The organism is Bradyrhizobium sp. P5_C11_2 (assembly GCF_054049755.1).
Genome location: NZ_JBFULT010000035.1, coordinates 15,045 through 27,423, shown reverse-complemented (window position 1 = coordinate 27,423; position 12,379 = coordinate 15,045). Strand labels below are relative to the sequence as shown.

Below are 12,379 nucleotides of genomic sequence, written 5' to 3'. Positions count from 1 at the left end.
CCTCACCCCAACCCTCTCCCCGTAAGAACGGGGAGAGGGAGGAAAGAAGCGTCGCTCCTGTCCATTGTCGCGCCCGCAGCAATCGCGCTATGCCTTGCGCATGGCGCATCCGCTCTCCCGCATCATCGACCAGCTCAAGCGCGAACCGTCGCGCACGGGCTCCATCGTCATCACCGTGTTCGGCGATGCCATCGTGCCGCGTGGCGGCTCGGTGTGGCTCGGTACGCTGCTGGAATTCTTCGAGGGCCTCGCCATCGACAGTGGCGTGGTGCGGACCGCGATGTCGCGGCTGGCGGCCGATGGCTGGCTGACGCGCGAAAAGGTCGGCCGTAACAGCTTCTACCGCCTTGCCGAAAAGGGCCGCCAGACGTTCGAGGCCGCCACGCGCCACATCTACGATCCGCCGCCGTCGGACTGGACCGGCCGCTTCGAGCTCCTGCTGATCGGAAATGGCGAGGATCGCGACGTCTCGCGCGACGCATTGCGCAACGCCGGCTTCGGCAGTCCGCTGCCGGGCGTGTGGGTCGCGCCCTCCGGCGTGCCGGTGCCGGATGCGGCTGCCGGCGCCATTCGTCTCGAAGTCTCCGCGGAAGATGACAGTGGACGCCGTCTGCTCAGCGCCAGCTGGCCGCTGGACCGCACCGCGGACGCCTATCTGAAGTTCATGAAGACGTTCGAGCCGCTCCGCACCACGATCGGCCGCGGATCGGACTTGTCCGCGGCCGACGCCTTCACCGCGCGCATCCTGCTGATCCACTACTACCGCCGCGTCGTGCTGCGCGATCCGCTGCTGCCGGAGAGCCTGTTGCCGGTGGACTGGCCGGGCAGGGCCGCCCGCGAACTCTGTGGCGAGATCTATCGCGCGCTGCTTGCTCCGTCGGAGCAGTGGCTCGACGAGCATGGAACCAACGAGAAGGGGCCGTTGCCACCGGCGCGAAAGCTCCTGGAACGGAGGTTCGGCGCCTGATTTTTATGTTACAGAAATATCTTGCATGAACTAATTCTTGTTATATATTGCCTCCCAACAAATCGGGAGGATGCGCATGTATACCCAGGCGCTCAATACGGCTGAGGCCGACGACCGCAACGTCGAAGATGCGGCGCGGGCGGCGCAGTTCCAGGCCCGCATCGATGCCGAGGAGCGCATCGAGCCGAATGACTGGATGCCGGCGGCCTACCGCAAGACGCTGACGCGTCAGATCTCGCAGCACGCCCATTCCGAAATCGTCGGCATGCTGCCCGAAGGCAACTGGATCACGCGCGCCCCGTCGTTGCGCCGCAAGGCGGCGCTGCTTGCGAAAGTTCAGGACGAGTGCGGCCACGGGCTCTATCTCTATGCCGCCGCCGAGACGCTCGGCACCTCGCGCGAGGAGCTGGTCGATGCCATGCTCGCCGGCAAGGCCAAATACTCCTCGATCTTCAACTATCCGACGCTGACCTGGGCCGACATCGGCACCATCGGCTGGCTGGTCGACGGCGCCGCGATCATGAACCAGATCCCGCTGTGCCGCTGCTCCTATGGCCCCTACGCGCGCGCGATGATCCGCGTCTGCAAGGAGGAATCGTTCCACCAGCGCCAGGGTTACGAGATCATGTTGACGCTGTGCCGCGGCTCCGGCGAGCAGAAGGCGATGGCGCAGGACGCGCTGAACCGGTGGTGGTGGCCGGTGCTGATGATGTTCGGCCCGCCCGATGCCACGAGCCAGCACAGCGACACCTCGACCAAGTGGAAGATCAAGCGCTTCTCCAACGACGAGCTGCGCCAGAAATTCGTCGATGCCACCGTGCCGCAGGCGCAATATCTCGGGCTCGCCATTCCTGATCCCGGCATGATTCAGGATGCCGACGGGCACTGGCGTTACAGCGAGATCGACTGGACCGAGTTCAAGCAGGTGCTCGCCGGCAACGGCCCGTGCAACCGCGACCGCATGGCCGCGCGCCGCAAGGCGCACGATGAGGGGGCCTGGGTGCGCGAGGCGGCAGCCAGCTATGYCGCCAAGCGCCAGCACCGTCAGACCGCGCAAGCCGCGGAGTAGGAAGATCAAGATGTCCACGCCGAACACGCCGCTCTGGGAAGTCTTTATTCGCAGCCGCAACGGGCTTGCGCACAAGCATGTCGGCTCGCTGCATGCGAGCGACGCGACGATGGCGCTGCAAGCCGCACGCGACATCTACACCCGCCGCGGCGAGGGCCTGTCGATCTGGGTGGTGCCATCGACCGCGATCACCGCGAGCGATCCGGCCGAGAAGGGCATGATGTTCGAGCCGGCGGAATCGAAGATCTACCGGCACCCGACGTTCTACGAGGTGCCGGAAGAAGTGGGGCATATGTGATGCCCATTGCCAACATCCAGGTCTCCGAAACGCCGCTGGTGCTCTACGCGCTGCGCCGCGCCGACGACGCGCTGGTCCTCGGCCACCGGCTGTCGGAATGGTGCGGGCACGCGCCGATGCTGGAAGAGGACATGGCGCTCTCCAACATCGCGCTCGATCTCATCGGCCAGGCGCGCGAGCTCTACAGCTACGCGGCCAAGGTCGAGGGTAGGGACAATGATGAGGACCGGTTGGCCTATCTCCGCGATGTCAGGCAGTACCGCAACCTGCTGCTGGTCGAGCAGCCGAACGGCGACTTTGCCCAGACCCTGGTGCGGCAGTTCTTCTATTCCGCCTTCGCCGACCTCCACTGGCGTGCGATGATGTCTTCGCGCGATACGACGCTTGCCGCCATTGCCGCCAAGTCGGAGAAGGAGAGCGCCTATCATCTGCGCCATGCTTCGGAATGGATCATCCGGCTTGGCGACGGAACGGAAGAGAGCCACGTCCGTGCGCAAGCCGCGATCGATCATCTCTGGGCTTTCACCGGCGAGATGTTTGCGGTCGATGCCGCCGAACGCGGCCTGATCCAGGCCGGGATCGCGGTCGACCCCGAGACCCTGCGCGGTCGCTGGCTGAAGACTGTCTCGGGGGTCACCGGTGAGGCCACGCTCACGCTGCCGAAGAACGACTGGATGCAGCAGGGCGGCCGTGAAGGCCGCCATAGCGAACATCTCGGCCATCTCCTCAGCGAGCTGCAATCGATGCAGCGTACTTTCCCGGGGCTGACATGGTGACCGCACTCGACGTCGACAGGGAAACCGAGTTGCGCCAGCGCGCCTGGGATGCGGCGGCCGGCGTCGTTGATCCGGAAATTCCGGTGCTGACGATTGCCGATCTCGGCGTGCTGCGCGATGTTGCTGTCGACGGAGATCATGTCGAGGTCGCGATCACCCCGACCTACTCGGGCTGCCCGGCCATGAACATGATCGCGCTCGAAATCAAGCTTGCGCTGGAGCGTGCCGGCTTCCGCCACCCAAGAGTGCGTACGGTACTGTCGCCGGCCTGGACCACCGACTGGATGAGCGAGGAGKGACGGCAGAAGTTGCGCGCCTATGGCATCGCGCCGCCGCAGGCCTCGAGCTCCCGCCGCGCCCTGTTCGGCGAGCAGGCAATCGCATGCCCGCAATGCGGCTCCGGCAATACCGAGCTGTTGTCCGAATTCGGCTCGACCTCGTGCAAGGCGCTGTGGCGCTGCAAGACCTGTCGCGAACCCTTTGATTATTTCAAGTGTCATTGACCATGTCCGCAGCCGCTCCGCGTTTCCATCGCCTGGCCGTCAACGATCTCCGTCGTGAGGCGTCCGATGCCATTTCGATGACCTTCGCCATTCCGGGTGAACTCGCCGGCGACTACGCCTTCACGCCCGGCCAATACCTCACGCTGCGGATGATGTTGGATGGCGAGGAGGTGCGCCGCTCCTACTCGATCTGCTCCGGCCCCGATGATGGCGAAATCCGTATCGCCGTGAAGAAGGTCGACGGCGGCGCGTTTTCGAATTGGGCGGCGGACGAACTGAAATGCGGCGACGAGCTCGACGTGATGACGCCGACCGGCCGCTTCGGCGTGGTCCCGCCGGCAGATAGTCCGCGCATCCATGTCGGCTTTGCCGCGGGCTCGGGCATCACGCCGATCGTGTCGATCGTGAAGGGCACGCTGGTGCGTGAGCCGGACAGTCGCTTCTTCCTGTTCTACGGCAACCGCACGACCGACAGCATCATGTTCCTCGAGGCGATCGAGGAGTTGAAGGACCGTTTCATCGATCGTCTTTCGATCTTCCACGTTATCTCGGGTGAAGAGCAGGATATCCCGATCCTTCATGGCCGGCTTGACGGCGAGAAGGTGAGGGTATTGCTGCGCTCGCTGGTGCCGGCCGTAAGCGTCGACCACGTCTTCATCTGTGGTCCCGCTGGCATGAGCGAGGACATCGAAGCGACCTGCCGCGATCTCGGCATCGCTGACGAGCGGATCCATGTCGAGCGCTTCGTCTCCGAATTCGGCGGAAAGCCGCGGCCGAAGAAGGTCGTTGCTCCGGACGCCCCGCCGAAGGCGATCGCGTCCCTGATCATCGACGGCAAGCGCCGCGACGTGCCGGTCGCGGAGGATGAGGCGATCCTCGATGCGGCGCTACGGGCCGGCGTCGATCTGCCCTTCGCCTGCAAGGGCGGCATGTGCTCGACCTGCCGCGCCAAGCTGGTCGAGGGCGAGGCGCCGATGGACCTGAACTACTCGCTGGAGCCATGGGAGCTGAAGGCCGGATTTGTGCTCACCTGCCAGGCCAAGCCATCGTCGGAGCGGGTGGTGGTGGACTATGACCACGTTTGACAGCCTTGGCCAACCAGCAGAACATCATGGGTCAAAAATCAGCCGGGAGAAGCGCGTGAACGTCAAAGCAGCCCTGTCGCCCGACGATGTGGCCCGCGCTTGCGCCGATGCGATGTGGGCGGAGGACGATGCCTCCAAAGGTCTTGGCATGGAGATCGTCGAGATCGGCCCGGGCTTTGCGACGCTGGCGATGAATGTGCGGCCCGACATGGTCAACGGCCAGCGCATCGCCCATGGCGGCTTCATCTTCACGCTCGCCGATTCCGCCTTCGCGTTCGCCTGCAATTCGCACAATGAACGCGTGGTGGCGGCGCAGGGGCAGATCACCTTCATCAAGCCGGGCAAGCTCGGCGACCGGCTCATCGCGAAGGCGCGGGAGATCAGCCGCGGCGGCCGCTCCGGGATCTACGACGTGCGTGTTACCGCGGGCGATACCGTCATCGCGGAATTCCGCGGCCATTCGCGTGTCATTGCCGGCACGTGGCTGCCGGCGCAGGACTGACAAAGACAAGACCAATCAAGAAAAGAACAAACCAATGTTGAGGGGAAACGACGATGGCTCTGACCAGGCTCAAGGAAGGTGGCAACACCTATAGTGCCGAGACGGACGCGCATGAGCGCGCCTCGCGCGACGAGATCATGGCGTTGCAGAAACAGCGGCTCGCCTGGTCGCTGAAGCACGCCTACGACAATGTCGCGCATTATCGCAAAGCCTTCGACAAGGCCGGCATGCATCCGTCCGACTTTCGCGAGCTGTCCGACCTCGCGAAATTTCCGTTCACCGTGAAGACGGACCTGCGCGACAACTATCCCTTCAACATGTTCGCCGTGCCGCGCGAAAAGCTGGTGCGCGTGCATGCCTCCTCCGGCACGACGGGCAAGCCGATCGTGGTCGGCTATACGCGAGCCGACATCGATACATGGTCGGAGGTGATGGCGCGCTCGATTCGCGCCGCCGGCGGCCGCACCGGCATGATCATCCACAACGCCTATGGCTACGGTCTGTTCACCGGCGGATTGGGTGTGCACTATGGCGCGGAAAAGCTCGGCTGCACGGTGGTGCCGATCTCGGGCGGCATGACCGAGCGGCAGGTGCAGCTCATCAACGATTTTCGTCCCGACATCATCACGGTGACGCCGAGCTACATGCTGGCGATCCTGGACGAGTTCAAGCGCCAGAAACTCGATCCGCGCCAGTGTTCGCTCAAGGTCGGCATTTTCGGCGCCGAGCCCTGGACCAACGCCATGCGCGGCGAGATCGAGGATGCCTTCGACATGGATGCGACCGACATCTATGGCCTGTCCGAAGTGATCGGCCCTGGCGTCGCGCAGGAGTGCATCGAGACCAAGGACGGCCTGCACATCTGGGAGGACCATTTCTATCCCGAAGTGATCGATCCCGAGACCGGTGCGGTGCTGCCGGATGGCGAGAAGGGCGAGCTGGTCTTCACCTCGCTGACCAAGGAAGCCTTCCCGGTGATCCGCTATCGCACCCGCGACCTGACGCGGCTGTTGCCGGGCACGGCGCGGCCGGGCATGCGGCGCATGGAGAAGGTGACGGGACGCTCGGACGACATGATCATCCTGCGCGGCGTCAATTTGTTCCCGACCCAGATCGAGGAGGTGCTGCTCGCGACCGACTGGTGCGGCGGGCACTTCATCCTCGAGCTGACCCGGGAGGGCCGGATGGACGAACTGACCATCATAGCCGAGGCTCGCCCCGAGAGCTGGGACGGCCGCGGGCTCATCGACCATGCGGACCGGATCTCGACCCATATCAAGAACACGATCGGCATCAGCTCCACCGTGCGGGTGGTTGCGCCGGCCACGCTGGAGCGCTCGCTGGGCAAGGCCAAGCGGCTCTACGACAAGCGGCCGAAGGATTGACTTGACCCTCCGCAGGGGCGACAAGGCCCGCGAGAAGTCGCGGGTCTTTTCCATGTCGCCAGCCGATACCAAATCCGTCGAGGCGCGCTGCGTCCGCCTCAATGCCAAGGCCGAAAACGCCGCCGCGGTTGCGCCGGTTGTCGAGCGCCATCCGCTCACGCGATCTCCGAACGATCTCCTGATCGAGGTGAGAGCGGCCGCGGTCAATCCGTCCGACGTCAAGGCCGCGACCGGCCTGATGCCCTATGCCGTATTCCCGCGCACGCCAGGCCGCGACTACGCCGGTGTGGTGATCGACGGGCCGGCCGGCACGGTCGGCCGCGAGGTGTTCGGCTCCTCCGGCGATCTCGGCATCCGCCGCGACGGCACCCACGCCACGCATCTGGTGGTCGAACTTGATGCGGTGGTGGAGAAGCCGAAGACCGTCTCCTGGGAAGAGGCCGCCGGCATCGGCGTGCCCTTCGTCACCGCGATGGAAGGCTTTCGCCGGGCCGGTATTCCAAAGAGCGGCGAAACCGTTCTGGTGTTTGGCGTCAACGGCAAGGTCGGCCAGGCCGCGGTCCAGATCGCGACCTGGCAGGGCGCGCGCGTCATCGGCGTGGTGCGCAAGGCGGAGGCCTATGAGGGCCATACCAACGCTGCCATCGAGGTGATCAACGCGTCCGCCACGGACGTCGCAACGCGCGTGCGCGAAGTGACCGGCGGCAAGGGTGCCGACATCGTTTTCAACACGGTGGGCGATCCCTATTTCGAGGCCGCGCACAAGTCGCTGGCGCTTCGCGGCCGACAGATCCTGATCGCCGCAATCGACCGCATCGTGCAGTTCAACATTCTGGAGTTCTATCGCGGCCAGCACACCTATGTCGGAATCGACACGCTCGGCCTGTCATCGGCCGCAACGGGCGCGGTGCTGCGCGATCTCGGCCCCGGCTTTGCCGGCGGCCACCTGAAACCGTTCCCGATCAAGGCGAACTCCGTCTATCCGCTGGAGCGCGCCAAGGAGGCGTATGTCGCCGTCGCCGGCTCCTCGCGCGACCGGGTGATCCTGAAGCCGTGACCATGGAGTCGTCCGCGCAACTCGTCATCCTCGCCGGCCTCATTATCGGCCTGGTCTATGGCGCCGTGGGCCTGCTCAGCGGCTTCTGCCTGATGAGCAGCATGCGCGGTTTTCTTGCTGACGGCGACGGGCGGTTGGCGCGGACCTATGCACTGGCGATCGCAGTTGCGATTGCCGCCAGCCAGTTCCTCGCCGGCGGCGGCATGGTCGATCTAGGCAAGTCGATCTATCTGCAACAGACGTTTTCGGCGCCGGTGCTGTTCCTCGGCGGCCTGCTGTTCGGCTACGGCATGGTGCTGTCGAACGGCTGCGGCTCGCGCGCGCTGGTGCTGCTCGGCCGCGGCAATCTCCGGTCCTTCGTCGTCGTGATCGTGCTCGCCATCGCAGCACAGATGACGCTCAAAGGCCTGATCGCACCGGCCCGCATCGCGCTCGTCCAGGCTTCGCAAGCCACCGTCAATGCGAATTCACTGCCCGCGGTGCTGGCGACGCTCGGCCTCGGCGAAGCCGTCTCGCGCGTGTCGGCGGCTGCCGCAATCGCCGTCGCCCTGATCATCTTTGCTTTCGCGCACCCGGCATTCCGCCGCTCGCCGGGCCAGATCGCAGCCGGAGTCATCGTCGGCCTCCTGGTCGCCGGCGGCTGGTTCGTCACCGGCTATCTCGGCGCCGACGACTTCAACCCGGTCCCGGTGACCTCGCTCACCTTCATCGCGCCGATTGCCGATGCGTTGCAATACGCCATGCTCTCGACCGGCCTGACACTGAACTTCGGCATCGCGACGGTTGCCGGCGTCTTCGCCGGCAGTTGCGCGACGGCGCTCGCAACGGGCCGCTTTCATCTCGAGGGCTATTCCTCGCCACGCCACATGCTGCGTTCCGCCGGCGGAGCCGCGCTGATGGGGATCGGCGGCGTCATGGCGTTCGGCTGCTCGATCGGACAGGGCCTCACCGGCTTGTCGACGCTGGCGATGGGCTCGTTCGTCGCGGTCGCCGGCATCCTGCTCGGCACGGCGGCCGGCCTGCGCGGCGCACTGCGCGTTCAGCCGCTCGCGGTAGCCTGACCACGCAGCAGCCGGTCGCCCAGTGTTGCAAGGCCGATGCCGGTGACGATCAGCCCGGCGGCGACGGCAAGGCTCATATCGATCGGTTCACCCAGCAGGATTGCGGCGCTGGCGATGCCGACCAGCGGTGTCCCCGTGGTACCGAGCGAGGTCGTCAATGCAGAGATGCTCTTGTTGACCATCGACATCGCCCAATAGGCCAGCGCGGTCCCGATCAGGCCGGAATACAGGAACAGCAGCACAAGCCTCCACGACCATTCCGCGTGCGGCGGGCCATCCGCGATCAGCGCCGATCCCGTCAGCACGATGGTCGCGACGAGCACCTGCCAGACCAGGAGCTGCAGCGGGGACGCGATCCATCGGTGCGCGCGGATGTAGATGATGTTCGCCGCCCAGGAGATCGCGCCCAGGATGACCATGCCGGCGCCGAGCACGGCGTTCGTATTGGTCCAGTCAATGGACGTCGGGTTCAGGATCACGGCAAGGCCGATCAGCCCAAGCAGGGCGCCGGCGAGCTTTGGCGCCGTCAGCGTGTCCTTACCCAACAGGGGCGCGGCGATCGCGACCCAGAGCGGCGTGGTGTAGCCGAGCACGATGGCCTTGCTCGCGGGCAGGAAGCGTACACCGGCCGCAACCAGGACCGAGAACACCGTCATGTGCAGCAGCGCCACGCTCAGGACCACAGGAATGTCGCGCCGGTCCGGGATCACCAGATTCTTGCTCAATCCGAGCATCACGAACAATCCAGCCAGCGCGATCCAGCTCCGGATCGCTGACGTCCACAGCGGGGAGAGGAACTGGACGAGCTGCTTCGTCACCGACCAGTTCACGCCCCAGGCCAGCACGACAATCAGGAACAGGCCAACGGCCGTGCGGGGGGACAGGGAAGAGTTCATCGCAAGGTCCTTGAAGCAATCCGATGCGGTGGATAGCATCCGGAGTGGCACCTGAAAAAGTGCCAGATCGGAGAAGACAAAGGTGCCAGTTTCCGAGGCGATGATTTCTGCCCTGGTCGACCTGAAGCGGGCCGACGATGAGGGGCTGGTGGCACAACTCACGAGCCAGCTCCGAAGCCTGATCGCGGCCGGCCGTCTCGGCAAAGGCCGTGCGCTGCCGTCGAGCCGCCGGCTTGCGAGCGATCTCGGCGTCTCGCGCAACACCGTCACCTATGCGTTCGAACAGCTTGCGGCGGAGGGATATCTCGAGGCGTCGCATGGCCGCCGTCCCGTGGTGACGGTCGACGGTGGTGAGCGCACCGAGGGGACGGGCGTCGTCGCGTCGAACGTTCGCTCCGCCAAGACGCAGCTCTCGCCTTGGGCTTCGAAGCTGAAGCAAACCGACTGGCCGATGTCCTATCAGGCGCTCCTGAAACCCTTGCGCCCGGGGCACGGCGATTTCAGGGAGTTTCCCAACGAAGTCTGGGCCCGCTGCCTGCGCCGCAGCGCCGTGCGTGCGGGCAAGCGCGAACTCGGAGCGGTCAACCGGCCGCGCCTGCGCGAGGCGCTGGCGCGCTATCTCGCGAGCAGCAGGGGCGTCCGCGCTACGGCAGACCAGATCATGATCCTGCCGAGCGCGCAGGCCGCGCTGACCCTGATTGCGGCCACACTCATCACGCCCGGCGACGATGTCTGGGTCGAGGATCCCGGCTATCCCGGGGCTGCGGCTGCCTTCCGCGCCTCCGGTGCGCGCGTGATCGGCGTCGGGCTGGACGAGCAGGGCATGCAGCGGATGCCGGGCCGCGCGGCACCCACGCTGATCTTCACGACGCCATCGCACCAGCACCCGACCGGGCGGCTGATGTCGCTGGCCCGCCGCACCGAATTTCTCGCTGCGAGCAAGCCCGGCAAGACCTGGATCGTCGAGGACGATTACGACGGCGAATTTCACTATGACAGCCGGCCGGTGCCGGCCTTGCAGGGGTTAGACGCCCATGGCCGCGTGTTCTATGTCGGCACCTTCTCGAAGGCGATGACGTCGGATATCCGGCTCGGCTATCTCGTCGTGCCGCCGGCGCTGGTCAGCACCCTGGAGATCGCGCAGCGGCACATCGGCCTGATCGCGTCCAGCCATACGCAGGAGGCGTTGGCTGAGTTCATTGCTGACGGTCATTTCCTCGCGCATCTTCGTCGGATGCGCCGGCTCTATCACGCGCGCCGCGATCACCTCGTCGACGGATTGCAGCGCCATCTGGGCGATGCGCTCTCGGTCGAGGTGCCCTCGGGCGGTATCCAGCTTGTCGCGCGCCTCAAGCGCGGCACGGCTGATCAGGCCGCGGTGAAGCGGCTGGTCGCTGCGGGGGTTGAAACCCGGGCCTTATCGGGCCTGTCCCTCGGAAGGCCGCGCGATCACGGCCTGCTGCTCGGCTTTGCGGCCTGGCGCGAGACCGAGATCAGCGCGGCGGTGCGGACGATGGCGTCGTGCTTCTAGACCGGCAGCGTTAGTCAACCGCCTTGGTCACGATGCGGATTTCCGAGGTCAGTGTCCGGTGCACCGGGCACTTGTCGGCGATCTCCATCAATTTCTTGCGCTGCTCGGCATCGAGTGCGCCGTCCATCGCGATGTCACGCTCGATCTGGTCGAGCATGCCCTCGTGCGTCTCGCACTCCTCGCAGTCCTTTGCGTGGATCTTGCTGTGCTTCAGCGTGACGGTGACGCGGTCGAGCGGCAGCGCCTTGCGGTCGGCATAGAGACGCATGGTCATGGAGGTGCAGGCACCCAAGCCGGCGAGCAGGAAATCGTAAGGTCCAGGTCCGGCATCCTCGCCGCCGGCGGCGACCGGCTCGTCCGCCACGAGGCGATGCGGGCCGACGGAAATGGTCTGGTTGAACTTGCTCTTGCGGGTCTCCTGAACCACGACCTTGCGCGGCGCCTCCGGGAGATCCATCGCCTTGGCGGGTTTTGCGGCCTCGACATAGCGGCTCGCCCAGGCCGTGATCACATCGGCCGCGTAGAGCGCGTCGACCGGCTTGGTCAGCAGATGATCGGCGTGGTCGAGCGAGACGAAGCTCTTGGGATGCTTCGCCGAGACGAAGAGCTTCGTGGCGTTGTCGATCCCCACGGTATCGTCGACCGGCGAATGCATCACCAGCAGCGCCTTGTGCAGGCCGGTGACGTCCTTCATCAGTTCATGCTCGACGATGTCGTCGAGGAATTCGCGTTTGATCCGGAACGGCCGCCCTGCAAGCGACACCTCGACCTCGCCTTGAGCGCGGATCGCGTCGACATGCTCCTTGAAGAGGCCGGTGACGTGGGCGGGATCGGACGGCGCCGCGATGGTCACGACTGCCTTTGCTTCCGGAATCTGTCCGGCTGCCGCCAGGATGGCGGCCCCGCCGAGGCTGTGGCCGATCAGGATCGACGGCGCCTTGCGGGTCGTGCGCAGATGATCGGCGGCACGCACGAGATCGGTGACGTTGGAGGAGAACGTCGAATTGGCAAAATCGCCTTCACTGGAGCCGAGCCCGGTGAAGTCGAAGCGCAGCACCGCGATGCCCTTGGCGGCAAGCGCGACCGAGATGCGCTTGGCCGCCAGCGTGTCCTTGCCGCAGGTGAAGCAGTGCGCGAACAGCGCGACAGCCGCGGGCTCGCCGTCCGGCAGTTCGAGCGCGGCCGAAAGCTGGTGGCCGCCTTCACCGGTGAATTGAAAGCGTTCCGTCGGCATGGGCTTTCCCCCCGT

13 protein-coding genes are annotated in these 12,379 nt (G+C 65.6%); 11 read left to right on the top strand and 2 right to left on the bottom strand.

Going from position 1 to position 12,379, the window contains the following annotated elements; translation table 11 throughout:
- Nucleotides 1-100 precede the first annotated feature (100 nt).
- From paaX to ACXJL8_RS06225, 10 genes are all read left to right on the top strand, one after another.
- Nucleotides 101-967 carry a phenylacetic acid degradation operon negative regulatory protein PaaX gene (gene paaX / locus ACXJL8_RS06270; protein ID WP_456619300.1) on the top strand — a complete coding sequence of 289 codons (867 nt, stop codon included), beginning with the start codon at nt 101-103 and terminating at the stop codon, nt 965-967.
- 76 nt (nt 968-1,043) lie between these two features.
- Nucleotides 1,044-2,036: a 1,2-phenylacetyl-CoA epoxidase subunit PaaA gene (gene paaA / locus ACXJL8_RS06265; RefSeq protein WP_456684755.1), complete on the top strand. Its 993-nt coding sequence runs from the start codon at nt 1,044-1,046 to the stop codon at nt 2,034-2,036.
- A gap of 10 nt (nt 2,037-2,046) precedes the next feature.
- Nucleotides 2,047-2,334 carry a 1,2-phenylacetyl-CoA epoxidase subunit PaaB gene (paaB, locus tag ACXJL8_RS06260; RefSeq protein ID WP_194476975.1) on the top strand — a complete coding sequence of 96 codons (288 nt, stop codon included), beginning with the start codon at nt 2,047-2,049 and terminating at the stop codon, nt 2,332-2,334.
- Nucleotides 2,334-3,110, top strand: a complete 777-nt coding sequence (gene paaC, locus ACXJL8_RS06255) for a 1,2-phenylacetyl-CoA epoxidase subunit PaaC (protein WP_456619269.1) — start codon at nt 2,334-2,336, stop codon at nt 3,108-3,110. The genes paaB and paaC overlap by 1 nt, the downstream gene beginning before the upstream one ends.
- Nucleotides 3,104-3,613: a 1,2-phenylacetyl-CoA epoxidase subunit PaaD gene (paaD, locus tag ACXJL8_RS06250; RefSeq protein ID WP_456684754.1), complete on the top strand. Its 510-nt coding sequence runs from the start codon at nt 3,104-3,106 to the stop codon at nt 3,611-3,613. The genes paaC and paaD overlap by 7 nt, the downstream gene beginning before the upstream one ends.
- Before the next feature lie 2 nt (nt 3,614-3,615).
- Nucleotides 3,616-4,698 (top strand): 1,2-phenylacetyl-CoA epoxidase subunit PaaE, encoded by a 1,083-nt coding sequence (paaE, locus tag ACXJL8_RS06245; protein ID WP_456619267.1) that lies wholly within the window; start codon nt 3,616-3,618, stop codon nt 4,696-4,698.
- A gap of 55 nt (nt 4,699-4,753) precedes the next feature.
- Nucleotides 4,754-5,200: a hydroxyphenylacetyl-CoA thioesterase PaaI gene (gene paaI, locus ACXJL8_RS06240; protein WP_456619266.1), complete on the top strand. Its 447-nt coding sequence runs from the start codon at nt 4,754-4,756 to the stop codon at nt 5,198-5,200.
- A 53-nt stretch (nt 5,201-5,253) separates the two neighbouring features.
- Nucleotides 5,254-6,585 (top strand): phenylacetate--CoA ligase PaaK, encoded by a 1,332-nt coding sequence (gene paaK / locus ACXJL8_RS06235; RefSeq protein WP_456619265.1) that lies wholly within the window; start codon nt 5,254-5,256, stop codon nt 6,583-6,585.
- Nucleotides 6,586-6,637: 52 nt separating this feature from the next.
- Entirely contained in the window at nt 6,638-7,642 is a 1,005-nt protein-coding gene (locus ACXJL8_RS06230) for a quinone oxidoreductase family protein (RefSeq protein ID WP_456619299.1), read from the top strand.
- 2 nt (nt 7,643-7,644) lie between these two features.
- Nucleotides 7,645-8,703, top strand: a complete 1,059-nt coding sequence (locus ACXJL8_RS06225; protein ID WP_456619264.1) for a YeeE/YedE family protein — start codon at nt 7,645-7,647, stop codon at nt 8,701-8,703.
- Here the strand turns inward: ACXJL8_RS06225 and ACXJL8_RS06220 are convergent.
- The gene (locus ACXJL8_RS06220) at nt 8,682-9,599 is read right to left on the bottom strand and encodes a DMT family transporter (protein ID WP_456619263.1); all 918 of its coding nucleotides are present in this window, start codon (nt 9,597-9,599) and stop codon (nt 8,682-8,684) included. The two genes, ACXJL8_RS06225 and ACXJL8_RS06220, sit on opposite strands and share 22 nt — an antisense overlap.
- Before the next feature lie 100 nt (nt 9,600-9,699).
- On the opposite strand from ACXJL8_RS06220, the gene pdxR reads away from it, so the two are divergent.
- Nucleotides 9,700-11,130 (top strand): MocR-like pyridoxine biosynthesis transcription factor PdxR, encoded by a 1,431-nt coding sequence (gene pdxR / locus ACXJL8_RS06215; RefSeq protein ID WP_456619298.1) that lies wholly within the window; start codon nt 9,700-9,702, stop codon nt 11,128-11,130.
- A 10-nt stretch (nt 11,131-11,140) separates the two neighbouring features.
- On the opposite strand, the gene ACXJL8_RS06210 is transcribed toward pdxR, so the two are convergent.
- Nucleotides 11,141-12,364, bottom strand: a complete 1,224-nt coding sequence (locus ACXJL8_RS06210; protein ID WP_456619262.1) for a bifunctional alpha/beta hydrolase/OsmC family protein — start codon at nt 12,362-12,364, stop codon at nt 11,141-11,143.
- Nucleotides 12,365-12,379: the final 15 nt, after the last annotated feature.